A 26,588-nucleotide genomic window follows, 5' to 3' on the forward strand; every position below is an offset into this window, starting at 1 on the left:
TCACTGCGTCGGTGGGGAGTTCGCAAGCAGCTGGCGATAACGGCTGAGTGCCCATAGCGGAAAATACGCGGTGTACCCGTGGTATTTGAGGAAGAAGACGCGTGGAAATCCCGGTGCATTGAAACTCGGGTGATACCAGAGATCGGCCTCGGGTTCGCCCGTTGCCTGTTGATGGTCCAGCAGCCAGCGTATGCCGCGATGCACGGCCTCGGACGCCTGTTCGCCAGCGGCCAACAGCCCGAGCACAGCCCAGGCCGTGCTGTGTGCCGTACTCACGCCACCGTTGCTGCCGCGCAGTGCGGGGTCGAAGTAGCTGTCGTTGGTTTCGCCCCAGCCGCCGTCGGCATGCTGCCTGGACAGCAGCCAGTCGACCGATTGCCGTATCCAGGGCTGCTGCATGTCCTGGCCTGCCAGCGCGAGCCCGGCCAGCACCGACCAGGTGCCGTAGATGTAATTGGTGCCCCAGCGGCCCCAATAGGAGCCATCGGGCAGACGCGCAGCACGCAGATAGGTGATGCAGCGTTCGATGGCGGCCTTGTCCTGCGGGCGCTTGAGGATGCCGAGGAGGGCCAGCACGCGGCCCGACACATCTTCGGTGGGCGGATCGAGCATGGCGCCATGATCGGCGAAGGGAATCTCGTTGATGTGATAGTGGGTGTTGTTGCGGTCGAACGAGGCAAAGCCGCCGTTGTCCGATTGCATGCCGACCAGCCAGTCCGCCGCGCGCTCGATGCGCTCGCGGTACTTGCCTTCATCTGGCGTGCCACGAACCGCTACGTGCAGCAGCGCGGCGATCACGGCCGTGTCGTCGAGGTCAGGGAAGTACGCATTGGCGTATTGGAACGCCCAGCCGCCGGGCGCCAGATCCGGCGCCTGCACAGCCCAGTCGCCCTTGAGTTGCAGCTCCTGCAGCGGCGTCAGCCATTCCATCGCGCGGGTGACGGCGTCCTGCGTGGCCTCATCGGGCGAGGCGCGCAGCAAGGCCATGGCTGACCAGCCGGTGTCCCACACCGGCGACACGCAAGGCTGGCAATACGCGGTGCCGTCGTCGCGATGCACGATCAGCTTCTGCAGCGAACGAAGGCAAGTCGCGCGAGCAGGATGGTCTTTTGCATAGCCGAGCAGATCCATCGCTTCGAGCGCATTGACCATCGGCGGAAAGATGGCGCCAAGGCCATCTTCGCCATTGAGCCGGGCCAGAAACCATTGCTCGGCCCGCTGCACGGCGCGATGGCGCAGACGCTTGGGCATCAGCGGATCGCAGGCGCGCCCCAGCTTGTCCAGCACCAGAAACAGCTTGCTGATGAAGCCTCCGCCGGTGGCGAAGTAGTCACGCTCCTGCTCCGGTGGCGTCACGAAGAGTTCCGCGATGCCGACCTGGCGTGGATTCTTGGCCTTCGCCTTCATCGTGCAAAGGATGAACAGCGGCACCATGGTGCTGCGCGCCCAGTACGACACCTTGTCCAGATGGAACGGCGCCCAGCGGGGAAACAGCATGATCTCCACCGGCACGTACGGCGCGGCGCGCCACGGCACCTGCTCGAACATGGCGAGCAGGATGCGCGTGAACACATTGCTCTTCGCCGCACCGCCCTTGGCGAGGATCGCCTCACGCGCGCGGCGCATATGCGGCGCGTCCGGCGCATCGCCCGCCGCCTTCAACGCGTAATACGATTTCACCGTACACGACAGGTCGAGTGCGCCGTCGTGGTACAGCGGCCAGCCGCCGTGCGTATCCAGGCGTTGCTTGAGGCGGATGTAGCGCGCCAGTTTCTCCTGCAGCACCTCATCGATCTCGTCGATGAAATGCATCATCAGGATGTACTCGGACGAAATCGTGCAGTCCGTTTCAAATTCGAAACACCAGTGGCCGTCGGCACGCTGGCGCGCCATCAGGGCCTGCCGCGCGCGATCGATGGCCAGGTCGAGGCGATCGGCGTCGACAAAAGCGGGGGCGTGGGGCGTTGGGCGCGTGGTGGGCGGGGCGGGATCGGCGACGGTGGCTGGTGAATCCGTCATAGCGATCGCGCGTTTTTATAGTGCGATGTGCGCCGCCACGGCCACGCGGCGTGGTTGGCCTGCGGCACTTCCCATTCGGCTGCCAGGGGCGTGAGCGGCAGCTTGCGTGCCGCCGCGCCGAACAGAAAGCGCACGGCCGGATCGTACTTGTCGCTCAGTCGCGTCAGGCCGATGGTTTGCGCGACGGCGGCACGCGAGACCTTCACCTGGGTGCCGGAAGAAAAGTCCAGCCGGTCCTGCAGATTGCGCAGCGTGAGCACGGCCAGGCCGATGCTCCACAGGCAGAAGCGACGGAAGCCGGCGTGGCGCGCCGGCACGATCAGCGTGTATTCCACGGCGCGGCACAGATGCGCGTGCGCAATGCCGATCAGCTCGATCATCGCATCGGCATAGTGCGCATCCTGCTGGCCGGCGGCGAGGTCCTGCAACTCCACGCCGTGGCGTGCAAAGACATCGTGCGGCAACCAGCACACGCCGTGGCTGCGGTCTTCCCACTGGTCCTTGAGGATATTGGTCATCTGCAGGCCCTGGCCAAACGAAATGGCCAGGCGCATCAGGGTGCGCGTCTGCGGCACCAGTTCCGGTTCGAAATCGATCAGCAGCTTGGTCAGCATTTCGCCCACCACGCCGGCGACGTGATAGCAGTAACGATCCATGTCGCGCTGCGAGTCCAGACCCTGCAGGCCCACCACGCGCTGGAAATCATGCATGCCTTGCGACATCACGCGCAGGCATTCGACGATCGCCTCGTGCTGGATCGGGTTGAACGTCTCGGTGATCTCCAGCACCAGCGGCAGGCGGAACATCAGGTCGCGTTCGCTTTCCGAGGTGGCGTCGGAAAGTCGCGGTGCGATATGCGCGGCGAATTCGCGTGCGTCGATGCGGCCGGTCACGGCGTCGACGAAGGCTTTTTCGTAGCGACCTTTTTCTTCCGCGCTGAACGCGGGTTCGTCCTCGATGGTGTCGGCGATGCGGCAGAGCAGGTACGCATTGGCGACGACATCGCGCAATGCCGGCGGCAATTGCGGGATCGTCAGGGCAAAGGTTCGCGACACCTTGGGAAGAATGGCTTCCTGGTAAGCGCCGGCGTTGCTGGGGGCGATCGCAGCGGCGTGTTTCGCTTCGAACATGGGCATGCCTCGGCCTTCTTAGTATTCACATACAGAGAAACCAGCGACATCGGCATGGTATCACCCTGTCCGTGAGAGACGCCGCCCATCTGATCAAAGCGAATGTCATCGATTCGTAGAGACGCTTGCACGCTTCGAAAGGCTGGGGAAAGCGGACGTCGCCGGGACAGGCACTGGTGCCGGTGGCGTCGCAGCGACTACCGTGGCCGCACGCGCCGCTGTCTGCGTCGTTCGTACATAATGACCTCCCACTCCTCCCCGAGTTCAGGGAACGACTGCCTTATGTGTCCAGGGTCCAGGCTGGCGATGGTCGGGTATACCTTGGTATTGCCGCCGTGAGGTCGCTGGTCACGGGCGCGACAGGGTTTGTGGGATCCGCTGTCGTGCGGCGATTGCTGCGCGAGGATCACCACGTTCGCGTGCTGGCGCGCTCCGGGTCCGACCGACGCAACCTGCAGGGCCTGGAGGTGGAGATCGTCGAAGGCGATCTCACCGACGCGACGTCGCTGGCAAGGATTTGCGACAACTGCGATGCCTTGTTCCACGTGGCCGCCGATTACCGCCTGTGGGCGCCGCATCCGCAGGAGCTGTACCAGACCAATGTCGAAGGTACCCGCGCCTTGCTCGAAGCTGCGCGGCAGGCGGGTGTGCCGCGCGTGGTCTATACCAGCAGCGTGGCGACGCTGGGGATTCCCAAGGACGGTACGCCCGGCAGCGAAACTACGCCGGTGTCGCTGGCCGACATGCTCGGTCACTACAAGCGCTCGAAGTTTCTTGCCGAGCAAGTCGTTGCCGGTTTCGCGGCGCAAGGCTTGCCGGTGGTGATCGTCAATCCGTCCACGCCGATCGGACCGCGCGACATCAAGCCCACGCCGACGGGACGCGTGGTGCGCGACGCCATGGCCGGCCGCATGCCGGCTTATGTGGATACCGGGCTCAATGTCGTGCATGTGGACGATGTCGCCGACGGGCACTGGCTGGCCTTTAAGCACGGCGTGGCGGGCGAGCGCTACATTCTGGGCGGGGCCGACCTGAGCTTGCGTGAATTGTTGTTTGAAATTGCCGACATCGTGGGTGGCACGCCGCCGCGTTGGCGCCTGCCGCATGGCGCGGTGATGCCGGTGGCGTATGTGGCCGAGGCATGGGCGCGCGTGACAGGCAAGCCGCCGATCGCCACCGTGGAAGAGGTGCGCATGTCGCGCAAGCGGATGTACTTCAGCAGCGCGAAGGCGGAGCGGGAGCTGGGTTATGCGGCGGGTCCCGTGCGACTGGCGCTGGAAGATGCGGTTGCCTGGTTCAGCTTGCATCGCTAGCGCGATGCGGTCGCGCACAGGGTGCGCTCCTACAAGGGATGGATGCTCAGCGCATGAAGCGGCGTGCCAGGCGCGCCATGCGCGGCACGAAGGTGGGACGCAGCAGGCGTTCGTCGTAGCCGCCCATGCGGAAACTGTCCTGCGCCAGGCAGATGTCCAGCAGTTCGCCGATCTTCAGGTCCAGGCCGATCTGCTGATGGCCGGTGATGGTGAAGTTGGCGTCCTGCATTTCGCCGTTGTTGTCCAGGCCTTTGGCGATGCCGATGCGTTCCCAGATCAGGAACAGCCACACCTTGAGCACCTTCAGCTCGAACGCCGGTCGACGCCACCACGGCAGCTGCTTGCGATACCACGCCACCCAGTTGGCGAAAAACAGAATATGGCGCGCCTCTTCCTGCATCACCGGTTCGAACGTATCCACCAGTTCGGCGGGAAAGTAACCTGTGCGCTTGGCCGACTCGAACAGGCCGAAGGCGAAAAAGCTGTCGATGCATTCGCTGTAGCCGGTCACCAGCCAGCCCCATTCGGGATCTTTCGGCACCTCGTATTCGGGCTCGGGCGCCAACGCGATGCCATAGGCCGCCACCATCTTGCTCAGCACCACCTTGTGGCGCGCTTCCTCGTCGCCGTCCATGGTCAGCGCTTCATGCAGCAGCGGATCGGCGATGGTGTTGGTATAGGTCGCCACGCGCAGTTTGGCCTTGCCCTCGGTCTGCACCGCGATGTCCCAGATCGGCAGCGAGGTGATGCGATGCAAGGTGTCCGCATCCAGCGCCGGCCATTCGATCACGGCCGGCTTGTACGGGTTGTGGGTGTCCAGCAGCATCCGGCAGAACAGCCGCTTGTGGGCATCCGAACCGATGCGGATGCGTCCCGGTTCGTTGCCGGCCCAGTGGCGCATGCTGTGGTCGGCGGCGGCTACGGCGTCATGGGACACAAGGTCACCTCGTGGCGTTACGACAACTTCCGGTCCGGAGCATCGGCCAGCGCTGGCTTGCGGCGCGACAGCCAGCGGCGGTGCAGGCGGTGTGCTTCAGCCCACTGCCAGGACAACAGCGCAGGCACGCCAAAGCCTACCTCACGTGCACGTTTGACCAGCGACAAGGCGATCGCGGCGTCCGCGGGCAGGCCGATGATAGTGCCGAACAGCACCAGGCCGCCTTCCTGCACGCCCAGTCCGGCGGGCACGAAGAAAATGATGTGGCGCACCGCCTGCGTGGTCGCCTCGATGGCAATCGCGTCCCATACGGAAATGGGATAGCCCAGCAGATACAGCGCCAGCCAGCTTTCGAAGCTGCCCACCACGAAGCCCGCAACCTGCCACGCGCAAGCCACCGTGAGGCGCGCGGGCTTGCCGTAGAGCTTGCGCACTTCATCGTCCAGGCGGGCGCCGTCGAGCAGTTCGGTAAAGCGCGAGGGACCGCCGAGCAGCTTTTCCGCAAAGGCCTCAAGCCTGGAAAACACCTGCCCGTGACGGAACAACCAGGCCAGCCCGATCGGCAACGGCAGCGTGGCGATTACCGCCCAGATCACCGAATTGAGCGTGCCGATATGGCCAGCCATGCCGATCAGCAGCAACAGGCCCAGCGCCACGAAGATGTACTGGCTGACCAGGGTCAGCAACACCTCGATGATCACGCTCGCCGCCACCGGTGCGCCTTCCAGTCCACGCCATTTGACCAGCCGGATGCCCACGATTTCGCCGCCGACGTTGGCCACGGGCAGCAGTCGATTGCAGGCCTCGCGCACCGTGGCCGCCCAGAACAGGAACGGCACGCGGGCGCGTCCGTGCGGATCGCTGGGTGCTATCAGGGCACGCCAGCCGAACACGTCCAGCAGCAAGGGCAGCGCATGGAATGGCAGCAGCCACAGCAGGGCCCAGCCGGCATGGTCGAAGGCGTTCTCGATCGCTGACCAGTTCTGGTGGGTTACCAGGATGACGGCTGCCACCAGACCGAGCAGGCCGGCGAGATAAACGAAATATTTCATGCCGCCGCCGGATCGCTGAAGCCATTGCAAAGCTGGCAGTGCTCGGCCACCGCACGCCGCACGCGCGGCGACAGCAGCGCCGCCAGTTCGTCCGTATGGCGATAGTGCGCCATGGTGGGGGTGAGTTCGCCGTGCGTGGCCGGATGAAGATAGAGCTCGCTCAGGCCATCTGGCAGCCGCTGCAACACGTCCAGCAGTGCTTGTTCGTCCATGGCGCCGCTGTCGCGGATGCCAAAGACGTGATCGTTCGTGCGCATGCCCGCACGGCGCAAACGATGGCGCATCAGCGCAAGCCAGGGCTTGAGCCACGGACCGGAGCCGGGTTCGGCAGGCCAGCGCACGGCGCGCAGGCCGTAATCGCGCCCAATGGAAAGGATCAAGGAGAGTACCGTCGGATGAAGATGGAAATGTTTGTGTGCATTGACGTGATCAAGCGGCAATCCCGTCGCAGCAAACGCCTCGAACTGGGCGCGGATCTCCGCTTCCAGCTGCCGTCGCACATAGGGCAGAAAGAAAAAACGAATTCCGTCGCGGACCATATCGTCGCCGAAGCGGCCGCGTGCGTCGACCAGTTGCGGAATCTGCGATGGCGGCAGGGCCGACAGCCCGTCGGCAAGGACCAGGTGCAGTCCCACCGCGAGGCCGGGCAGACGCTTGGCGCGGGCCACCGCATCGGCGACGGCGGGCGCGGTCACCATCAGGCTGGCGGCGCGCAGCACGCCTTCGCGGAAGCCGCGTTCCACGGCGTGATTGACCGCCGGGTGCAGGCCGAAATCGTCGGCCGTCACGATCAGTCGCGGGCGCGCGGAGGCGGGTGCTGCGGTCATCGGTAACGCACAGGCTGCGCCGTCATGCCTCGTGCGCGTGCAGGAAGCGGAAGAATTCCACGCCTTCGCGCAAGCGCCGCTTGGTCATCTCCCAGCTGCCGGCCATTTCCTTGACGATCTCCCAGATCTTCGAGGGGCGGAAATAGAAGCTGCGGTAGAAGGTTTCCACGCCGTGGAAGATCTCTTCCTTGGACAAATGCGGGTAGCTGATCATGGCCAGCTGCACGCCCTTGTCGTTGACGGTATTGGCCGCGGTGTTGTGCTCCAGCCAGCCGTTTTCGATGGCCTGCTTGTACAGCGTCGTGCCCGGGTAAGGCGCCGCCAGCGAGACCTGGATGGTGTGCGGGTTGATTTCCTTGGCGTAGGCGATGGTGCGCGCAATGGTTTCCTTGGTTTCGCCCGGCAGGCCCAGGATGAAGGTGCCGTGCACGGTGATGCCCAGCTTGCGGCAGTTCTCGGTGAAGGTGCGCGCGATATCCGTGCGCAAGCCCTTCTTGATGTTGTGCAGGATCTGGTCGTCGCCCGACTCATAGCCCACCAGCAGCAGGCGCAGGCCGTTCTCTTTCATGATCTTCAGCGACTCGTACGGCACGTTCGCCTTCGCGTTGCAGCTCCAGGTCCAGCCCATGGCGTGCAGGCCGCGCGCGATGTCGTGCACGCGTTCCATGTTGGAGCTGTCGGTGAAGGTGTCGTCGTCGAACATCAGCTCGCGCACTTCGGGCATGTTCTCCTTGATCCACTTCGCCTCGGCCAGCACGTTGGCCGCCGAGCGCACGCGATAGCGATGTCCGCCCACGGTCTGCGGCCACAGGCAGAACGTGCATTTGGAACGACAGCCGCGTCCGGTGTAGATCGATACGTAGGGATGCAGCAGGTAGCCGATGAAGTAGCGCTCGATCTTCAGGTCGCGCTTGTAGATCGGAGCCACGAAGGGCAGGTCGTCCATCTGCTCGATGGTGGCGCGCGAGGGGTTGTGCTGCACGCTGCCGTCGAGCAGTTTGTAACTGATGCCGGCGATGTCCTTGAAGGCGCGGCCCTCGGCCACTTCCTTGCAGGTGTAATCGAACTCTTCGCGCGCCACGAAATCGATCGCGGGCGAAGCGAGCAGGGAGGCATCCGGTTCCACCGCCACTTTCGCGCCGACCATGCCGATCAGGATGTCGCCGCGGCGCTGCTTGATCAGCTCGGCGAATTTCGCATCGGTGGGGAAGGAGGGCGTGCTGGTGTGGATGATCACCAGCTCGTAGTCGGCGGCGATGTCGAGCGTTTCTTCCACCGACAGTTCTTCCACCGGGGCGTCCAGTACGCGCGAGCCGGGTACGAGTGCGGCCGGCTGTGCCAGCCAGGTGGGGTACCAGAAACTCTTGATTTCGCGTTTGGCCTGGTAGCGCGAACCCGCGCCGCCATCGAAACCGTCAAACGAAGGGGCTTGTAGAAAAAGCGTCTTCATGGATTGCCAAGCTCCTGCAGTAGCGTCCGCAATGAGTTGTTCAACACACTAGTCACGTCATGCTCAAGGATAGCGCGATGGCGCATGGTCGCGCGCATGCAATATCTGGCCGCGCCAGGCCACTCGCCAGTGCACCAGCGCGCCGGCCCATTCCAGCAGCAACAGTGTGTCGCGAATAGGGGTGAGCCACAGGTCCTGCCAACGGCGGGATCGTGCGGTGCTGGGCCAGGACACGGCGTAGCGCCACAGGCGCGCCGCGCCTCCCAGCGCAGCCACGGTCAGGCAGGACAGCGTGGGCGAGAGCAGCATGGCCAGCGCCAGCAGCGGCCAGCTGCAGCAGATGAAGCTGAAAGTGAATCCGGCCGGTGAAATCGCGCGAATCGTGCGCAACCAGCGCATTTCATGCGACCACAGCTGGGAGAGTTGGTTTTCGTTCACCTGCGTGCCGACCACCACGTCGCTCAACACGGTGCGCAAGCCGATCTGGCGTGATCGTTCGCCCAGCCAGAAATCGTCGGCCAGGGTGTCCTTCAATGCCGCCAGGCCGCCGATCGCGTCCAGCGTGCCGCGTCGCAAGGCAATGGTGGAGCCGAAGGCGAAGCGGGTAGAACCAAACGCGTGCGCCAGACGTACCGAAGGTGCAAACCAGTCGTCGATGAATAATCGCCCCAGGCGGGCGGTCCAGCCATCGCGCACCACGCCGTGATACAGGCAGGTCACGATGCCCACGCCAGGATCGTTCAGCGGTGAGGTGACGCGTGCGAGATGGTCCGGCGCGACGCTGATGTCGGCATCGGCCAGCACCAGCCAGTCGTAACGGGCTTGTGCCAGCAGGTTGATCAGGTTGCTGACCTTCAGATTGGCGCCGTGGACGGCAGGGTCGATCACCAGCGTGATGGCGCGTCCGGGAAATTCGCGCTGCAAGCGCTGCACGATGGCAATGGCCGGATCCTCGGGGTCGCGCACGCCGAACAGGATTTCGTAATGCGTGTGAGTTTGCTTGCAGAATCCTTTCAGGTTCTCGTAAAGGCCGAACTCGGCGCCGTGCAGCGGCTTGAGTACGCTCACCGGCCGGCTTGCCTGATCGTTCACATCCGCTCGCGGATGCTGCCTGCGGCGCTCGCAGCGGTACCAGGCCCACAGGCTCAGGCACGCATAGGCCGTGGCGCACAGGGCCAGCACCAGGCCAAACCATGACAGCAGCGATGTGGCGGCGGGAGGGGACATGAGCTCGGTCGGGACGCGGTCCGTCATTCCTTCCAAAGTTAATGCATGCACTTCGTGAAAGCGTACTTCTTGCGGTTGCTTCGGCACGCTGCATGGGTCTTGCTGCTGTGCCCGTTGCAGGGCGTGGCGCTCGCACAGACGCCGACTGCCGATGTTTCGCCGGCCAGCGCCATCGAGGGCGATTGGCTGGTGGAAAGCCGCGACGCCATTATCCGCATCGAGCGCGACGGCGATACGTTGGTCGGCAGCATCGTATGGCAGCTGCACGACACTTATGGGCCCGAGGATGGTGCCGAGCTCAACGGAAAAACCGTCACCGATCGCCACAATCCCGATCCTGCGCTGCGCGCGCGCCCGCTGACGGGCCTGCGCCTGCTGTGGGGATTGCGTTACGACGCCGCTGCGCACGCCTGGGTGGATGGCCGTGTCTACAACGCTGACAACGGCAAGGAATACCACTGCGAGATTCACCTGCGCTCGCCGGATCAGCTGGTGCTGCGCGGTTTCATCGGCATCACGCTGCTGGGCGGGAACACCACCTGGACGCGCACGCATGAACCTTTTCCGGCGTCTGCAAGCAGCGTTCATCCAACGCCGTAATCATCCTTTGGTATGAGCTTTGCGTGCGAGGGGCTACTCGCCTCTGCTCATCCTTGCTAGCCTGAGTGCGCATTCGATGCACGGTCGAACGTGCGTCGCGCCAGATGTGACGAAGATGTGATGACCGGGCGTGTACTGCCACTGTCCGCCGGAAGAGAGAGGTTTGAGCCTTGGCTAACCGCGAGCTGGATTACAACGAAGCAAGCTGGTCGAAGCGTGTGGTGTCCTTTCAGGACGAACCCCTGGTGCTGGTCGACGAACACGACCGTGAAACCGGCTTTCTCGACAAGGCGAGCGCGCACCACGGACAAGGCATGCTTCACCGCGCATTTTCGCTGTTCGTGTTCAACACGGATGGCGAGCTGCTGCTGCAGCAACGCGCCGAAGGCAAGCGCCTATGGCCAGGTTACTGGTCCAATACCTGCTGCAGCCATCCCCGGCGCGGCGAGACGATGGAGACGGCGATTCATCGTCGCCTGACTGAGGAACTCGGCCTGCAGTGCGAATTCCAGTTCCAGTTCAAGTTCCAGTATCACGCGCAATTTGATGACGAAGGCGCGGAACACGAACTTTGCTGGGTCTACGCCGGTCGTACGGATACGGCTCCCGTCGCCAACATGCTTGAGATCGCGGCGCTGCGCTATATCGCGCCCGATGCGCTGGATCGCGAGATCGCCGCGCATCCGGAGCATTTCACGCCATGGTTCAAGATCGAATGGGAACGCTTGCGTCGCGAGCATGCGCACGTATTTGCGCCGCCGGCCAGCCTGGCGTCCTGAACGCCGCGATGGCGCGACGTGGCTATACTCGAACCCGTGATGAAGCCGCCTGGCGTTGAGCGCTGCGCAGCGACATCCATCCGTCAATGATGAGGAGATTCCGTTGGGCATTCCTCTTATTCAGCAAACCAAGATCGCGCGTTACATCATCGGCAAGAAGGTCAGCGGGCAGAAGCGTTATCCGCTGGCGATGATGTTGGAGCCCTTGTTCCAGTGCAATCTCGCCTGCGCCGGTTGCGGCAAGATCGATCATCCCAAGGAGATCCTGCAAAAGCGCATGAGCGTGGAAGACGCGCTGCGCGCAGTGGACGAGTGCGGCGCACCGGTGGTGTCCATTCCCGGCGGCGAGCCGCTGATCCACAAGGAGATGCCGCAGATCGTGCAGGGCCTGATCGCGCGCGAGAAATTCATCTACCTGTGCACCAACGCGCTGCTGTTGACCAAGCACATCGACGAGTACACGCCGTCGCCGTATTTCACCTGGTCGGTCCATCTGGACGGCCTGCAGGAGCGGCACGATCAATCGGTGTGCATGGAGGGCGTGTTCGACAAGGCCGTGGCGGCGATCAAGCTGGCGTTGTCGCGCGGTTTTCGCGTCACCATCAACTGCACGCTGTTCAACAACGAGAAGCCGGAAGAAATCGCCGAGTTCTTCGACTTCGCCATGTCGCTGGGCATCGAGGGCATCACGGTGTCGCCCGGCTATAGCTACCAGCATGCGCCGCGCCAGGATGTGTTTCTCGGGCGCACCGAGAGCAAGCAGCTGTTCCGCGATATTTTCCGCATCGGCAAAGAACGCAAGAGCAAGTGGGTGTTCAACCAATCCTCGATGTTCCTGGACTTCATCGCGGGCAACCAGAGCTACCAGTGCACGCCGTGGTCCAATCCCACCTACAACATTTTTGGCTGGCAGCGTCCGTGTTATCTGCTGGTCGACGAGGGCTACGCCAGCTCGTACAAGGAGCTGATGGAAGACACCGCCTGGGAAAAATACGGCGTCGGCATCAACCCCAAGTGCGACAACTGCATGGCGCATTGCGGCTTCGAAGGCACTGCCGTGGACGACACCTTTGCGCATCCGCTCAAGGCGGCGCGCGTGGCGACGTTCGGACCGCGTATCGACGGCTCGATGGCGCCGGACCTGCCGGTGATGTACGGCGACCGCGCCGATGCGACGGCGATCCATATTCCGATCAGTGCCATCCAGCGCAGGGGTTCATCGCCTGGGGCCGACGCCGGGCACTGACCCATGTGGCTGCTCGTTGGCGCCATCGTCCCAGTGGTGATGTGGCTGGGACTGTTGCTCGTGCCCTGGCACCCCTGGAGCACACGCGAGCATCTCGAGGCTGATCCGCCGGCCTGCGTGGGTCTGGACGACGTCACCGTGCTGATCCCTGCACGCAACGAAGCCGACGTGATCGGCACGACGTTGCGCGCCTTGCAGGCGCAAGGCAACGGACTTCAGGTCATCGTGATCGACGACCAGTCGGCCGACAGCACGGCCAGCGTCGCGAGTTCCTATCCCGGTGTGCGCGTGATTTCAGGTGCGCCGCTGCCGGAAGGCTGGGCGGGCAAGCTGTGGGCGCTGGAGCAGGGCAGGCTGCAGGTGCGCACGCCGCTGACCTTGCTGCTGGATGCGGATATCGAACTGCGCCCGGGCATGCTGGCCACGCTGCTGTTGCATAAGCAGCGCGAGCAGCGGCAGTTCGTCTCGATCATGGCGGACCTGCGCCGCACCAGTTTTTGGGATCGCCTGTTGCTGCCGGCCTTCGTCTACTACTTCAAGTTGCTCTATCCGTTTGCGCTGTCCAACTCGCCTTCGCGCTGGGTCGCGGCCGGCGCGGGCGGTTGCATCCTGGTGGATACCGCGATGCTCGATCGCATCGGCGGCTTCGGCAGGCTGCGCGATGCATTGATCGACGATTGCGCGTTGGCGCGGCAGGTGAAGCGCGCCGGCGGTCGCACCTGGATTGGCCTGAGTCGCGATGTGGTGAGCCTGCGGCCGTACGGCAGCTTCGCGTCGATCCACGGCATGGTGGCGCGTTCGGCTTTCACCCAGCTCGGCTACTCGACGACTGTATTGCTGCTGGTGACGGTGTTGTTCCTGTGGGCTTATGGCGTACCGCTGGTCTTGCTCGGCGCCCCGCAGCTATGGCCATGGGCCTGGCTCGCGCTGGGCGCCATGATGCTGGGCTACCTGCCCATGCTCAGGTACTACCGCATGCCCCTGTGGTGGGCGCTGCTGCTGCCGCTGGGGGCGGGCCTGTACCTCGGCATGACCTGGAGTTCGGCGCTGCGCTATTGGCGCGGCGTGCGCTCCCAGTGGAAGGGGCGGGTATACCGGGCGGACGCCTGAATTTTCTTTTTAATCAGTCGTTTGAAATTTATTCGTGGCGGGGCGCTGAATCTCAGTCAATGAGAATGCCATCGTGCTATCTTGATTGCCGTCCCACTAATCAAGTCGCCCCATGCCTCCTTCCGACCACGGTGGACGCCGCCCGGGAGCCGGTCGGCCCGCCGGTGAACCCAGTCAGCGCATACGCGTACCTGAAAGCCAGGTACCGGGCGTGCTGGCCTATCTGGAGGCCTACCGCAGCCCGGCCACGCTGGAGGCGCCGCGGCCGTTGTCGCTGGAGCCATCGACGGTCGCGCTGACGGCTTTCCTCAGTCGCGTGCCGGCCGGCCTGCCGTCGATGGCGGACGACGAGGTCGACGAAGTGGTCGACCTCAACGAGCACCTCGTGCTGCCGGGCCACGAGCCGAGCACCTTCATCATCCGCGTGTCGGGCTGGTCGATGATCGGCGCCGGCATTTTCGATGGCGACGAAGTGCTGGTGGATCGCGCGCTTGCGCCGCGCCAGGGCGATATCGTGGTGGCGATGGTCAACAACGAGCTGACCATCAAGCGGCTGGGCAAGGTGGATGGGCATATCGCGCTGCTGCCGGAGAACGCGCACTTCAAGCCCATCGTGTTCCGCGAAGGCGAGACGCTCAGCGTATGGGGCGTCGTCACCCGTTGCCTGCGCACGCTGCGCTGAGGGGCGGGTGTCGTGGGTCAGGTCCTTGCGCTTGATACGCTTTTGCACAGCCGCCAGGTCTGGCAGGGCCGCGCTGCGCCGCAGCCATCGGGCAGTCAGCCGACCGGCTGGGCGACGCTCGATGCCGCCTTGCCGAGCGGCGGCTGGCCCGAGCATGCGATGACCGAAATCCTGCTGCCCGCCGATGGCGTGGGTGAGCTGCAACTGTTGTTGCCCACGCTGGCGCGGCTGACCCGCGAGGGACGCCCGGTGATGGTGATCTCGCCGCCCTATGTGCCTTATGTGGCGGGCTGGGAAGCGCGCGGCGTGGTGATGTCGAACGTGGACATCGTGCATGCCGACGAGCGCGACGTGCTGTGGGCAGCCGAGCAATGCCTGCGCTCGGCCAGTTGCGCCGCCGTGCTGGCGTGGCCGCTGCACGCCGATGACCGCGCCCTGCGTCGATTGCAGGTGGCGGCCGATACCGGCAAGGCGCTGGCCTTTCTGTTCCGCGATCGCCGCCATGCCGTGCAGGCGTCGCCGGCGGCGTTGCGATTGGAGCTGGAAAGCACGCCAAGCTGGCAGATACGCGTGCGCAAATGCCGTGGCGGCAATCCGCCGGTAAGTGCGGTGCCGCTCGCCTCCGGCTGGTCGTGACGCGTCATGCTCTGGGCTTGCATCTTGCTGCCGCAACTGGCGCTGGACGGTGTCCTCCGGCGACGGCCGCCGTCGAACGAACCGCTGGTGCTGGTGAGTGGTCCCGCGCAGGCGCGCATCGTGCACGCGGCCAATGCGAGCGCGCGTGCGGCGGGCATTTATCGCGGACAGCGACTCACCGCGGCGCAGGCCTTGTTGCAGCAGTTCGTGATGGTCGAGCACGATCCGGAAGACGAAGCGCGCTGGCATCGCCTGCTCGCCGCCTGGGCGTATCGCTATAGCGCCGAGGTGGGGTTGTACGCGCATGCCGTGGTGCTGGAGGTCAGTCGCAGCCTCAACCTGTTCGGACCCTGGCCGCGTTTTGAATCGCTGCTGCGGGACGATCTGCAGGAGCTCGCTTTTCGTCATCGCATCGCGCTCGCGCCGACGCCGCACGCGGCCTATGTGCTGGCAGGTGTGCACGACGGGCTGGCCGTGATGTCGCCGGAGATCCTGCGCGAGACGCTGTCGCCCGTGCCGATCACCCGTGCGCGACTGCCGGCCGATGCCACGCAGGGTTTGCCGTCGATGGGCATACGCACTTTGGGGCAGGTCTTGAAGCTGCCACGAGCGGGCCTGCAGCGCCGCTTCGGCACCGAACTGGTGGCGCAACTCGATCGCCTCACCGGCGACGAGCCCACGCCGATGGACAGCTACCGCCCGCCCGATGCATTCGAGCAGCGCATGGAGTGGACGCATGAAATCGAGCACGTCGAGGCGCTGGTATTTCCGCTGCGTCGTCTCACCAGTGACCTGGCGGCGTATCTTGCCGGTCGCGATGGCGGCGTGCAGCGATTCGAACTGGAACTGGAACATCGCAGCGGCCTGCCCACCTGCGTGACGGTGGGCATGCTGGCCGCCGCGCGCGATGCCACGCTGTTGTTCGACTGCGCGCGCGGGCGGCTCGAGCGCCTGGAGTTGCACCAGCCGGTGCTGGCGATGCGGCTGGTGGCCAGCGACTTGCCGCCGTTCGTTCCCGCCGGCCGCGACCTGTTCGATACGCGGCCCACGCATGCCGTGCCGCTGGATCAGCTGCGCGAACGCCTGCGTGCGCGCCTGGGCGAGCAGGCCATCCAGCATCTGCATCGCACGGTGGATCCGCGCCCGGAGCGCGCGCAGTCCGATGCCGCGCATGTGAAAGCGGCCACCTCGCCTGAGACCTTGCCGCGTCCGACCTGGTTGCTGGCCGCGCCTTGCCCGCTGCGCGGACCGGCACCGGAAGTGCTGGCCGGCCCCGAGCGCATCGAAACCGGCTGGTGGGATGGCGGCGACATCCGGCGCGACTACTACGTGGTGCGCACCGCGCAGGGGCAGTGCGCATGGGTGTATTGCGCGCCAGGCGAGCAGGGCAACTGGATGCTGCATGGGTGGTTCGCATGAACGACTACGCCGAACTGCATTGCCTGTCCAACTTCTCGTTCCAGCGCGGCGCGTCGAGTGCGCGCGAGTTGTTCGAGCGGGCCAAGGCCTGCGGTTACCGCGCGCTGGCGATCACCGACGAATGTTCGCTGGCCGGCATCGTGCGCGCCTATGAGGCCTCGCGTGATACCGGGCTTGCATTGATCGTCGGCGCGGAATTCCAGATCGAGCACGGCCCCAAGCTGGTGCTGTTGTGCGAGAACCTGCAGGGTTATACCTCGCTGTGCGCGCTGATCACGCGTGGCCGGCGCGTGGCGGAGAAAGGCACGTACCGCGTGACGCGCGAAGACTTTGCCGATGGCCTGCCCGGCACGCTGGCCTTGTGGTTGCCGCAGGCCGAGCTGCAGCAGGCGCATGGTGCGTGGTTGCGCTCGTTGTTCGAGGGGCGACTGTGGCTGGCGGTCGAGCTGCATCACGGTGCCGACGATGCGCGCCGTTTCGCGCAGCTGCAGATGCTGGCCGATGCATTGCAGCTGCCGATGGTGGCCGCGGGCGACGTACACATGCATATACGCCGCCGCCGTGCCCTGCAGGACGTGATGACGGCAATCCGCCATCACCGCACCGTGGCCGATGCCGGCGACCTGCTGTTTCCCAATGGCGAGCGCCACCTGCGCACGCGCGTGGCCTTGTCGGCGATCTATCCCGATGAACTGATGGCCGAAAGCGTGCGTATCGCCGAACGCTGCCAGTTCGTGATGACCGACCTCAGCTATCGCTATCCTGCCGAACTGGTGCCGGCAGGACATACGCCGACCACGTGGCTGCGTCAGCTCACCGAAGAGGGCGTGCGCTGGCGCTGGCCGCAAGGCGAGCCGCCCAAGGTGCGGGAGCAGATCGAGTACGAGCTGAAGCTGGTCGCCCAGCTCAAGTACGAGTCGTACTTCCTGACCGTGCAGGAAATCGTGAGCTTCGCGCGCAGCAGGGACATCCTGTGCCAGGGGCGCGGTTCGGCGGCCAATTCGGCGGTCTGCTATGCGCTCGGCGTGACGGCGGTGGATCCGGCCACGACCACGCTGCTGGTCGAGCGCTTTATTTCCGCCGAGCGCAACGAGCCGCCGGATATCGACATCGACTTCGAGCACGAGCGGCGCGAGGAAGTCATCCAGCATATCTACGAGAAATACGGCCGCGAGCGCGCCGCGCTGGCCGCCACCGTGATCTGCTACCGCGGCCGCAGCGCGGTGCGCGACGTGGCGCGCGTGCTGGGCCTGCCGTCGGACCAGATCGACCTGCTGTCGCGCACCTTCGCCTGGCAGGATGGCGACGATCCGCTGGACGGCCGCCTGCGCGAACGCGGCTTCGATCCGGATAGTCCCGTGCTGCGGCGGGTGATGGCGCTCACCGAGGAGTTGATGGATTTCCCGCGGCATCTGTCCCAGCACGTGGGCGGCTTTGTCATTTCCGACCAGCCGCTGTCGCATCTGGTGCCGGTGGAAAATGCCTCAATGCCCGACCGCACCATCATCCAGTGGGACAAGGATGATCTGGACACCATGCGCCTGCTCAAGGTCGATTGCCTGGCGCTGGGCATGCTCACCTGTATCCGCAAATGCCTGGATCTGTTGCAGCGCCATCACGGCCGCGTGGAAACGCTGGCGTCGATTCCGCCGGATGATCCGCCCACTTATGAGCTGATCCAGCGCGCCGACACCATCGGCGTTTTCCAGATCGAATCGCGAGCGCAGATGGCGATGCTGCCGCGGCATCGGCCGGAGAATTTCTACGACCTGGTGATCCAAGTGGCGATCGTGCGGCCAGGCCCGATCCAGGGCGACATGGTGCATCCGTACCTGCGCCGCAAGCGTGGCGAGGAACCGATCACCTATCCATCGGAGGCCTTGAAGGACGTGTTCGAGCGCACGCTTGGCGTGCCCTTGTTCCAGGAGCAGGTGATGAAGCTGGCGATCGTCGCGGCGGAATACACGCCCGGCGAAGCGGACCAGTTGCGCCGTTCGATGGCGGCATGGCGACGCAACGGCGATATGGAGATCCATCGCCAGAAGCTGATGGCCGGCATGTTGAAGAACGGCTTCACCCCGGACTTTGCCGCACGCCTGTTCGAGCAGATCAAGGGCTTTGGTTCCTATGGTTTCCCCGAAAGCCATGCGGCGAGCTTTGCCTTGCTGGTGTACGCCAGCTGCTGGCTCAAATGCCATTACCGCGCGGCCTTCATGTGCGCCTTGCTCAATGCGCAGCCGATGGGTTTCTACGGCCCCAGCCAGATCGTGCAGGACACCCAGCGCCATGGCATCAAGGTGCGGCCGGTGGATGTGCGCCACAGCGACTGGGACAACACGCTCGAAGCCGATGACGCCTCGCGCGGCGGCTATGCCTTGCGGCTAGGCCTGCGGCAGGTGCGCGGTTGCCGCGAGGACGTGATGACGCAATTGATGGCGGCGCGTGCGCGCAGGCCGTTCGAAGACGTGGCCGACCTGTGCGCGCGCGCCGGTCTCAATAAGCAACAGCAGGATGCATTGGCCGAGGCAGATGCCTTGCGTGGCCTGGCCGGCCATCGTCACCGTGCGCGCTGGGCCATGGCCGGCATCGAGGCGCAGCTGCCCTTGTTCGGCAATACCAGTCCGGTGGAGGAAGACGTCGTGCTGCCGCCGCCATCACAGGGCGAAAGCACGCTGGCCGATTACGCGCGCATGGGGCTGAGCCTGGGTCCGCATCCCTTGCAGCAGATCCGTGCGCGCCTGCGCGCGGCGCGCTGCCTGGATTCAAGGAGTCTGCACACGCGTCCGCATGCGAGCAAGGTGCGCGCGGCAGGCTTGGTGACGCAGCGCCAGCGGCCGCAGACGGCCAGCGGCGTCACCTTCATCACCATGGAAGACGAGTTCGGACCCATCAACGTGGTGGTGTGGAGCCATGTGGCCGAGCGCCATCGCCGCATTTTTCTCGAATCGCGCCTGCTGGGCGTGGATGGGCGGTGGGAGCACGCGGACGGTGTGAGCCATCTCATCGCCGATCGACTGATCGACCTGAGCGAGCTGCTGGGTACGCTAGACAGCCGTTCGCGCGATTTCCACTGAGCCGCCGCACGATCAGGCAGCGGCGCGACCGATCGATGCACCGCCGTCGACATACAGCGTCTGCCCGGTGATGTAGCTGGCGCCATCGGACAGCAGGAATTCCACCGTCGCCGCCAATTCGTCCGGCTTGCCCAGGCGCTTCATCGGCACCACGGCGAGAAAGCGTTGCTCGGCCTCGCTGCCTTCGGGCGTGTTGGCGCGAAACAGTTCGGTCTCCGTCGGGCCCGGCGCCACCGCATTCACGGTGATGCCGCTTTCAGCCAGCTCCAGGCCCCAGGTGCGCGTGAAGCTATTCACTGCCGCCTTGGCGGCGGCATACGACGTGCGATTGGCATAGCCCAGCGCGACCAGGCTGGTGATGTTCACTACGCGGCCCCAGCCCTTGGCGCGCATCTGCGGCAGCAGCGCCTGCACGGTCTGGATGGTGGGCACGAGGTTGATGCGCAGGATGTCGTCCAGATCGTTGAGGTCCACCTCGTCGATCGGCGCCACGCGCACATAACCGACGTTGTTGACCACGCCGTCGAAATCATACTGCTCGACCAGCGCCTTCAGCGCTTTGTCGGTGGCCTCGCGATTGCCGAGATCGACGGACACCAGGGTGCCGGGAAAATCCGGCTCGTCGATATTGCGCGCGAGGCCGACGACGTGATGCCCTGCCTTGGCGAGCCGATCGGAAATGGCGCGGCCGATGCCCTTGGTGGCGCCGGTGATGAGGAAAGTGCGGGGTGACATGGAAGGACTCCAGAGGGGGATGGGGGAACTGTTCAGCGGTGTTTCGAGATGCCGGAGGCTTTCAGTGCCGCGGACACAGCGGCGGTCATGGTGGCCCGGTCAGGGTTGACGCGCGCCATCACGCGCAGGCCGAGCAACACGGCCAGCAGATGTGCGGATGCTTCCGCGGCGGAAACGGTCGAAGGCACGTCCCCCGTGCGGCGGCCGGCCAGCAGGCAGCGGCGGAAAAACGCGCGGATGGCGTCGATTTCGCTGGCTATGGCGGCGCGCAGTTCGGGTGCATCAGGCGTGGCGTCCAGGGCAGAGTTCACCAGGAAGCAGCCGCGTTGCTGCACGTCCGAGAGGGATCGTTCGATGACTTCGTTGAAGAACGCCACGATGGCCTCGGTGGGCGCGAGCGATTCCTCCAGTCGATGGATGCGCTCCTTCAGGGTCGTGTCCAGATAGTGCTGCAAGGCCAGCTGGAACAGGGACTGTTTGTCGCCGAACGCGTTGTACAGGCTGGTGACGGTCAGGCCGGTGCGCTGCGCCAGGTCGCGCGTGGACGTACCCTCGTAGCCGTGCGCCCAGAAAGCCTCGGCGACCGCTTCGAGAGTCTTTTGTTCATCGAATTGGCGTGGACGAGCCATGGCGCACCCATATTCTGTAACTTTCGATACAATAATATGTATCGACCGATACAGAATTCAAGTGCCAGGGCGGCTCAGGCCAGATGCAGCAGGGCAGCCAGGGGGCGCGGCCGGACCAGCAGGTCGGCCAGGGTGTGCTGGTCCAGCTCCCGGTACATCGCTCCCATGGCCTGGCCGAGGATGCCCTTGAGGCGGCAGGCCGGCGTAATGCGGCAGCGGGACGTGGCGGGGTCGAAGCACTCGACCAGGGCGTCCGCGGCTTCGCAGGCCCGGACTATCGCGCCAATGGAGATGGCCGAGGGGTCGCGCGCCAGCTGCATGCCGCCCCCTTTGCCGCGCACGGTTTCGACGTAGCCCTCGCGTGCCAGCCAGTTCACCACCTTCATCAGGTGGTTGCCGGAAATGCCATAAGCCGTCGCGATATCGCCGCGCGTGACCAGCGTTCCCTGGTTGACGCCCACGTACATGAGGGTGCGCAGGCAGTAGTCGGTAAAGACATTTAGTCGCATGGTCTGGAATAAGATGTATTTACAATACATATTATGTTGGACCGTTGCGGGAGGAAAGCCAGGCCCGGTCGACGGAGCGGCAGCGTCTACCTGAATCCGACTACGAGTTCGTCATGCCTACCGAACTGCTCAGCATCCGCGGGGCCTCCGCGCCGGCCGACATGCCGGACGACGATGCCGTGCCGTGCTGCCACAGTTGTGCGTATGCGCATGCCTGCCAGGGCGAGGGCTACGGCAAGCGCGAGCTGGCGGCCTTGCAGTGCGTGGTCGAGCCGGTGCCGTCGGTGGCGAGCGGGGAGCATCTGTTTCGTCGTGGCGAGCCGTTTCGTGCCCTGTACGCGGTGAGCTCAGGCAGCGTGAAGACGTCGATCTTTACGCGCGATGGGCGCGAACAGGTGCTGGGTTTCTATCTACCGGGCGAGGTGGTGGGTCTCAACGGCATCTATCCGGAGAGCTACCCCTGCGATGCGCTGGCATTGGAGCGTTCGTCGTTCTGCCATCTGGCATTCCCTGCCATGAGGTCCTTGGCGACCGAGCTTCCGGTGGTGCAGCAGCATCTGTTCCGCATGCTGAGCAAGGAGCTTGGCATGGCCAGCCTGTTGGCGGGCGAGCATTCCGCCGAGGAACGCGTGGCCGCCTTCCTGCTGGACCTGGGCGAGCGCTACGCGCGGCGCGGGCAGTCCTCGACGGTGTTCCGGCTGGCCATGTCGCGCAGCGATATCGCCAGCTATCTGCGGCTGGCGCCCGAAACCGTGAGTCGGGTGATCAGCCGGTTCCGCGACAAGCATTGGGTGAGCATCCATGGGCGTCGCGTACAGCTGCACGACGTCGACGCACTGGGCGAGTTGGGCTACGCCCTGGTCCAGCTCACGGCAGCCGCGTGAGCTTGGGATCGTCGACGTTCGTCTCGTCACGGGACGGCGCGGGCGTGGCATGGTCGTTCTCTTCCATCAGCGGCAGCACGCCAGGACTGTCCAGGTCGTCGAATTGCTGGTGATGGACGGCCCAGAAGAACACGCCGACCGCCGCGACGACGATCAGGAAGGTGACGGGTATCAGCACCAGGATGATGTTCATGCGTCGGTGCCTTGGCGGATCGGGCGGCGGCCCACGCGCATGGCGTTGAGCACCACCACCAGCGAGCTGGCGGACATGCCCACGGCGGCCAGCCACGGCGGCACCCAGCCGAGTGCGGCAAATGGGACGGCACACAGGTTGTAGGCCAGCGACCAGCGACGGCCCTGGGTCACCCGGTGGCGCACCTCCCTGGCGATGCGGCGGGCCTCGACGAGGCCGTGAAGCTGCCCGTGCATCAGCAGCAGATCGGCGTTGGCCTGGGAGAGTTCGGTGCCCGAGGTGAGTGCGGCGGAAACGTCGGCGGCGGCGAGGATGGGCGCGTCGTTGTTGCCATCGCCCACGGCGAGCGTCACGTGTCCTTGCTTCTTCTTGAGCTTGAGCAGCGCCAGCTTGTCCAATGGCGTCTGCCGCGCATGACTTTCGCTCACGCCCAGCGCAGCAGCGGCGGCGGCAACGCGCGAGGCTGCGTCGCCGCTGGCCATCACGGTGTCGATGCCTTCGGCGCGAAGCTCAGCCAGCGTAGCCAGTGCATCGCTGCGCACAGCTTCGTCCACGTGCAGTGCTGCAAGCGGGCCGTGTTCGTCGCAGAGATAGAGATCCTCGCGGTCCTGGCCATCCGTGCGGCGACCCAGGCGCAGGGCGTGACCATCGATCTCGCCGGCGATGCCGTGACCGGGCAGTATCGCCATATGCTGGACCTCGCCCGAGCGAGTCGTGTTGGTGACCTGGGCCACGGCTTTGGCCAGCGGGTGCGAACTGCGCGACGCCAGCGCGCCGGCGAGGCTCATCCACGCCACGTCCTGGCGGAAGGCATGCGACGCGGAGACGTCGATACAAGGCGTGGTGAGCGTGCCGGTCTTGTCGAACACCGCCACGTCAACGCGTGCCATGGTGTCCAGCGCGGCGCTGTCGACCACCAGTACGCCGCGTTGGGCGAGCACGCCCAGCGCACGGGTCATGGCGCTGGGCGCCGTCAGCGCAAACGCGCAGGGGCAGGCAATCACCAGCACGGCAATGGCCGACTCGAACGCCTTGGCGGGATCGACCAGCAGCCATCCCGCCGCGGTCAGCAGGGTCAGCAGCAGGACGCGTGCGATGAAGGGGCGTAGATCGGCGTGATCGGTGCTTGCGACGGCTTCGCGTGCCATGCGTGTGCGCGCGCTCAGCGCGCCGATACGCGCGGCGGCGGTGTGCTTGCCGCTGTGTTGCACGCGCAAGGTGGCGACGCCATCGAGCACGATGCTGCCCGCCGCCAGTGGCGCGCCGCGGTAGCGCGTGACCGGCCGCGATTCACCGGTCATGGCCGACTCGTCCAGCTGGACGGCATCGCTTTCGAGTTCGCCATCGGCAGGCACGGTGGCGCCCTCGGCGATGTGCACGCGGTCGCCGGGCAGGAGCTCCATCGCCGGCATGGTTTCCAGCGTGCCATCGGCGCGATAGCGCTGGGCGAGCAGGGGTGTGCCATCGACCGCCGCGTCGCCCAGTGCGGTGTTGCGGTGCTGCGCCCGGCGTTCGACGTAGCGCGCGGCCAGCAGCAGAAAAACAAACATCGTGATGGAGTCAAAATAGATCTCGCCATGACCGCGCAGCGTGTTGGCGGCACTGGCCAGGAACACCAGCCACACGGCCACGGCAATGGGCAGGTTCATGCCCAGCGTGCGTGCGCGCAACTCGTGCAGCGCGCCGTCGGTGAAGGGGCGTGCGCTGTACACGACGACCGGCAGCGACGAGAGCAGGCCCAGCCAGCGAAACAGTTCCCGCGTGGTGAAGTCCACGAAGTCCACCACACCGAGGTAGATCACCAGGGCATACGTCATCACCTGCATGGTGAACATGCCGGCGACCAGCAGCCGCTTGAGCAGGTCGCGTGCTTCCCGTTGGTCGCTGTCGTCGGCGCTGTCGAGCCCGAGCGGTTGCGCGGGGCATTGCAGGCTGGCGAAGGCACGCAGCAGCGCGGGCAGGCTGGTGCGTGAGTCATCCCAGATGACATGGGCACGGCGCGAGGCCAGGTCGATGCGTACCCGCTGGACGCCCGGCAAGCCGTGCAGCAGCTGGTCCAGCTGCATCACGTGGCGGGCGTCGTGCAACGCAGCGAGGCGGAAGCTGGCTTCGCGCTTGCCGTCGCGCCGCAAACGCAGCACCTGCGCGGCAAGTTGCGGATGCGCCCAGACTTCGTAGGCGTTCATCGCGATGGCGGTCGGTGGTCGTGGGTGGTGGCCGGTACGCCCATCACGGGCGGCGGTGCGTCGACGGGTTCATCGGCATGGCGTGCGCCCAGCACGATCATCCACACGCAGCCCGCCATGGATGCCGCAAAGATGGCGGCGCCCAGCCACAGCACCGGTTGCCGATACCAGCGTCCGCCGTCATGGACGGCGATGTCATCGTGAGTCCGCATGATCCGTATGGGAGACGTGATACACGTAGGAGGCAAGCACGCGGATCTGGTCGTCCGTGAGCCGCGGGCTCCACGCCGGCATATGTCCCTGCCGCCCGTCGCGTATGCTGTGCTCGATATCCGCCTGCGTGCCACCATGCAGCCAGACCTGGTCGGTGAGATCGGGTGCACCCAGCGCGGGATTGCCCTTGCCTTCGGGGCCGTGGCAGGCCGCGCAGGTGACAAACAATGGCTTGGCCGCGGCGGCAGCCTTCTCGTCATGTGGGCGGCCGGAGAGGCCGAGCACGTATTGCGCGAGGTTCTTCACGTTGTCCTCGCCCAGGCTGGCCCATGGCGGCATCACGCCGCTGCGTCCATCATGGATGGACGTATAGATGTCCTTGCCGTTGCCGCCATACAGCCAGTCCTTGTCGGTGAGGTCTGGCGCGCCCAGCAAGATGTTGCCCGTTGCCGCGCGACCATGGCAGGCCGCGCAGTTGTCCTGAAAAAGGCGCTTGCCCAGCTGCTGTGCATTGGGGTCGCCCGCCAGCTGCTCGATGGGATAGAGCGAGAAGCGCTTCATCATATCGTCGAGCTTGGCATCGTTGGCGGCGGTGTTGGCGGCCAGTTCGCCGTGCGAAGTCCAGTTCAGCACGCCCTTGTAGCGGCCAAAGCCCGGGAACAACACCAGATAGGCGATGCCGATGACGAACATGGCGGCGGACATGATGATCCACCACATCGGCAACCGGCGTACGCCTTCGCGCAGTACGCCGTGGGCCCAGACATGTCCACTGGTGCCGTCTTCGCGCACGGGAATCTTGGCGCGCGGTGCCCACAGGAACAGAAAGAACGTGATGCCCAGATTGAGCACCACCAGGAACATGATCCATAGCGACCAGAACAGGCTCATGCGTCAGCGTCCTTGGCAGCGGTCGAGGCGGCGCTTGTCGGCGGGGCATCGTCTTCCATCGGCAACTGCGCCATGCGCGAGAAGGCGCGGCGATGATGGCCGCTCCAGGCCCAGGCCCAGATGCCGATGAAGGTGACCATCATGAAGACGATGATGACGCCGGTCAGGTGTCCCCACAGTTCGTTCATGGCGCGCCTCCATCGGTGGCGGGATGCGAAGGCACGGCGGCGGTGGGCTCATTGCGGATGCCCAGCCCTTGCAGGTACGCCACCAGGGCATCGAGTTCGGTCTTGTCCTTGACGGCGTCGGCTGCACCGGCGATGTCTGCGTCGCTATATGGGTCGCCGAGCTTGCGCAGGCCGCGCATGCGTGCCTGGATGTCCGACGCGTCGAGGGTCGTTTTTGCCAGCCACGGGTAGCCGGGCATGTTCGACTGCGGGACCACCTGGCGCGGGTTCATCATGTGCAGCACATGCCACTGGTCCGAATACTTGCCGCCCACGCGTGCCAGATCCGGCCCCGTGCGCTTGGAGCCCCACTGGAACGGGCGGTCGTAGACGGATTCCTCCGCGATCGAATAGTGGCCGTAGCGCTGCGTTTCGGCGCGCAACGCGCGAATCATCTGCGAGTGGCACAGGTAGCAACCTTCACGCACGTAGATATCGCGACCGGCAAGACGCAGCGGGTCATAGGGCTTTACTCCCGCCGGCGCGCTCACCTCGTGGGCCCGCATGAAGAGCGGCGTGATCTCGGCAAGACCGCCGATGGAAACCATGATCGCGGTCAGAACGCCAAGCAGTGCGGCATTCTTCTCGATGGCTTCGAAGTGTCGATAGGCCATGGGCGC

General features: G+C 65.2%; 26 protein-coding genes. 10 read left to right on the plus strand and 16 right to left on the minus strand.

Annotation, left to right across the window (positions count from 1 at the left end; all coding sequences use genetic code 11):
• Both shc and Y882_RS05230 read right to left on the minus strand, forming a co-directional pair.
• Nucleotides 1-2,019, minus strand: coding sequence for a squalene--hopene cyclase (gene shc, locus Y882_RS05225; RefSeq protein WP_082120934.1), 2,019 nt, complete (start codon nt 2,017-2,019; stop codon nt 1-3).
• Nucleotides 2,016-3,155 carry a phytoene/squalene synthase family protein gene (locus Y882_RS05230; protein WP_244466237.1) on the minus strand — a complete coding sequence of 380 codons (1,140 nt, stop codon included), beginning with the start codon at nt 3,153-3,155 and terminating at the stop codon, nt 2,016-2,018. The genes shc and Y882_RS05230 overlap by 4 nt, the downstream gene beginning before the upstream one ends.
• A gap of 329 nt (nt 3,156-3,484) precedes the next feature.
• On the opposite strand from Y882_RS05230, the gene hpnA reads away from it, so the two are divergent.
• Complete coding sequence (hpnA, locus tag Y882_RS05235; protein ID WP_156171324.1) at nt 3,485-4,462, plus strand: hopanoid-associated sugar epimerase; 978 nt, start codon at nt 3,485-3,487, stop codon at nt 4,460-4,462.
• Between the two features lie 46 nt (nt 4,463-4,508).
• On the opposite strand, the gene Y882_RS05240 is transcribed toward hpnA, so the two are convergent.
• The 5 genes from Y882_RS05240 to hpnI all read right to left on the minus strand — a co-directional run bounded on the left by Y882_RS05240 (nt 4,509) and on the right by hpnI (nt 9,955).
• Nucleotides 4,509-5,399, minus strand: a complete 891-nt coding sequence (locus Y882_RS05240; protein ID WP_046970833.1) for a hypothetical protein — start codon at nt 5,397-5,399, stop codon at nt 4,509-4,511.
• A 17-nt stretch (nt 5,400-5,416) separates the two neighbouring features.
• Nucleotides 5,417-6,451 carry a lysylphosphatidylglycerol synthase domain-containing protein gene (locus Y882_RS05245; RefSeq protein ID WP_046970834.1) on the minus strand — a complete coding sequence of 345 codons (1,035 nt, stop codon included), beginning with the start codon at nt 6,449-6,451 and terminating at the stop codon, nt 5,417-5,419.
• Nucleotides 6,448-7,278 (minus strand): hopanoid biosynthesis-associated protein HpnK, encoded by an 831-nt coding sequence (gene hpnK / locus Y882_RS05250; RefSeq protein ID WP_082120935.1) that lies wholly within the window; start codon nt 7,276-7,278, stop codon nt 6,448-6,450. Before hpnK ends, Y882_RS05245 begins: the two co-directional genes overlap by 4 nt.
• A 22-nt stretch (nt 7,279-7,300) precedes the next feature.
• Complete coding sequence (hpnJ, locus tag Y882_RS05255) at nt 7,301-8,728, minus strand: hopanoid biosynthesis associated radical SAM protein HpnJ (RefSeq protein ID WP_046970835.1); 1,428 nt, start codon at nt 8,726-8,728, stop codon at nt 7,301-7,303.
• Between the two features lie 63 nt (nt 8,729-8,791).
• Nucleotides 8,792-9,955 (minus strand): bacteriohopanetetrol glucosamine biosynthesis glycosyltransferase HpnI, encoded by a 1,164-nt coding sequence (gene hpnI, locus Y882_RS05260; RefSeq protein ID WP_046970963.1) that lies wholly within the window; start codon nt 9,953-9,955, stop codon nt 8,792-8,794.
• Nucleotides 9,956-10,000: 45 nt separating this feature from the next.
• Here hpnI and Y882_RS05265 point away from each other — a divergent pair, with 45 nt between their 5' ends.
• The 8 genes from Y882_RS05265 to Y882_RS05300 all read left to right on the plus strand — a co-directional run bounded on the left by Y882_RS05265 (nt 10,001) and on the right by Y882_RS05300 (nt 19,501).
• Nucleotides 10,001-10,555, plus strand: a complete 555-nt coding sequence (locus Y882_RS05265; protein WP_082120937.1) for a DUF2147 domain-containing protein — start codon at nt 10,001-10,003, stop codon at nt 10,553-10,555.
• A 170-nt stretch (nt 10,556-10,725) separates the two neighbouring features.
• A complete protein-coding gene (idi, locus tag Y882_RS05270) occupies nt 10,726-11,334 on the plus strand; it encodes an isopentenyl-diphosphate Delta-isomerase (RefSeq protein WP_046970836.1) in 609 nt (202 codons plus the stop codon).
• A gap of 103 nt (nt 11,335-11,437) precedes the next feature.
• On the plus strand, nt 11,438-12,580 hold the full coding sequence (gene hpnH / locus Y882_RS05275; protein WP_046970837.1) for an adenosyl-hopene transferase HpnH: 1,143 nt from the start codon (nt 11,438-11,440) through the stop codon (nt 12,578-12,580).
• A 3-nt stretch (nt 12,581-12,583) separates the two neighbouring features.
• Nucleotides 12,584-13,690, plus strand: coding sequence for a glycosyltransferase (locus tag Y882_RS05280; protein WP_046970838.1), 1,107 nt, complete (start codon nt 12,584-12,586; stop codon nt 13,688-13,690).
• 112 nt (nt 13,691-13,802) lie between these two features.
• Nucleotides 13,803-14,372: a LexA family protein gene (locus tag Y882_RS05285; protein WP_169748737.1), complete on the plus strand. Its 570-nt coding sequence runs from the start codon at nt 13,803-13,805 to the stop codon at nt 14,370-14,372.
• A gap of 12 nt (nt 14,373-14,384) precedes the next feature.
• Complete coding sequence (gene imuA / locus Y882_RS05290; protein WP_046970839.1) at nt 14,385-15,008, plus strand: translesion DNA synthesis-associated protein ImuA; 624 nt, start codon at nt 14,385-14,387, stop codon at nt 15,006-15,008.
• A gap of 6 nt (nt 15,009-15,014) precedes the next feature.
• Complete coding sequence (locus Y882_RS05295; RefSeq protein WP_046970840.1) at nt 15,015-16,427, plus strand: Y-family DNA polymerase; 1,413 nt, start codon at nt 15,015-15,017, stop codon at nt 16,425-16,427.
• Nucleotides 16,424-19,501: an error-prone DNA polymerase gene (locus Y882_RS05300; protein ID WP_046970841.1), complete on the plus strand. Its 3,078-nt coding sequence runs from the start codon at nt 16,424-16,426 to the stop codon at nt 19,499-19,501. Before Y882_RS05295 ends, Y882_RS05300 begins: the two co-directional genes overlap by 4 nt.
• A gap of 12 nt (nt 19,502-19,513) precedes the next feature.
• Here the strand turns inward: Y882_RS05300 and Y882_RS05305 are convergent, their stop codons facing one another.
• From Y882_RS05305 to Y882_RS05315, 3 genes are all read right to left on the minus strand, one after another.
• On the minus strand, nt 19,514-20,236 hold the full coding sequence (locus Y882_RS05305) for an SDR family oxidoreductase (RefSeq protein ID WP_046970842.1): 723 nt from the start codon (nt 20,234-20,236) through the stop codon (nt 19,514-19,516).
• A 32-nt stretch (nt 20,237-20,268) separates the two neighbouring features.
• Entirely contained in the window at nt 20,269-20,865 is a 597-nt protein-coding gene (locus Y882_RS05310) for a TetR/AcrR family transcriptional regulator (RefSeq protein WP_046970843.1), read from the minus strand.
• Between the two features lie 74 nt (nt 20,866-20,939).
• Entirely contained in the window at nt 20,940-21,374 is a 435-nt protein-coding gene (locus tag Y882_RS05315; RefSeq protein ID WP_046970844.1) for an Rrf2 family transcriptional regulator, read from the minus strand.
• 113 nt (nt 21,375-21,487) lie between these two features.
• On the opposite strand from Y882_RS05315, the gene Y882_RS05320 reads away from it, so the two are divergent.
• Nucleotides 21,488-22,258, plus strand: a complete 771-nt coding sequence (locus tag Y882_RS05320) for a helix-turn-helix domain-containing protein (RefSeq protein ID WP_046970845.1) — start codon at nt 21,488-21,490, stop codon at nt 22,256-22,258.
• Here the strand turns inward: Y882_RS05320 and ccoS are convergent.
• From ccoS to ccoO, 6 genes are read right to left on the minus strand one after another with little or no spacing between them, the layout of a single operon-like run.
• Nucleotides 22,242-22,451 (minus strand): cbb3-type cytochrome oxidase assembly protein CcoS, encoded by a 210-nt coding sequence (gene ccoS, locus Y882_RS05325; RefSeq protein ID WP_046970846.1) that lies wholly within the window; start codon nt 22,449-22,451, stop codon nt 22,242-22,244. The genes Y882_RS05320 and ccoS overlap by 17 nt on opposite strands.
• Nucleotides 22,448-24,637 carry a heavy metal translocating P-type ATPase gene (locus Y882_RS05330; protein WP_046970847.1) on the minus strand — a complete coding sequence of 730 codons (2,190 nt, stop codon included), beginning with the start codon at nt 24,635-24,637 and terminating at the stop codon, nt 22,448-22,450. The genes ccoS and Y882_RS05330 overlap by 4 nt, the downstream gene beginning before the upstream one ends.
• Nucleotides 24,634-24,849: a hypothetical protein gene (locus Y882_RS05335; RefSeq protein ID WP_046970848.1), complete on the minus strand. Its 216-nt coding sequence runs from the start codon at nt 24,847-24,849 to the stop codon at nt 24,634-24,636. Before Y882_RS05335 ends, Y882_RS05330 begins: the two co-directional genes overlap by 4 nt.
• A complete protein-coding gene (gene ccoP / locus Y882_RS05340) occupies nt 24,833-25,741 on the minus strand; it encodes a cytochrome-c oxidase, cbb3-type subunit III (RefSeq protein WP_046970849.1) in 909 nt (302 codons plus the stop codon). The genes Y882_RS05335 and ccoP overlap by 17 nt, the downstream gene beginning before the upstream one ends.
• On the minus strand, nt 25,738-25,929 hold the full coding sequence (locus Y882_RS05345) for a cbb3-type cytochrome oxidase subunit 3 (protein ID WP_046970850.1): 192 nt from the start codon (nt 25,927-25,929) through the stop codon (nt 25,738-25,740). Before Y882_RS05345 ends, ccoP begins: the two co-directional genes overlap by 4 nt.
• The gene (ccoO, locus tag Y882_RS05350) at nt 25,926-26,582 is read right to left on the minus strand and encodes a cytochrome-c oxidase, cbb3-type subunit II (protein ID WP_046970851.1); all 657 of its coding nucleotides are present in this window, start codon (nt 26,580-26,582) and stop codon (nt 25,926-25,928) included. Before ccoO ends, Y882_RS05345 begins: the two co-directional genes overlap by 4 nt.
• Between the last annotated feature and the right edge of the window lie 6 nt (nt 26,583-26,588).

The sequence above is a fragment of the Dyella japonica DSM 16301 genome (assembly GCF_001010355.1).
GTDB lineage: Bacteria > Pseudomonadota > Gammaproteobacteria > Xanthomonadales > Rhodanobacteraceae > Dyella > Dyella japonica.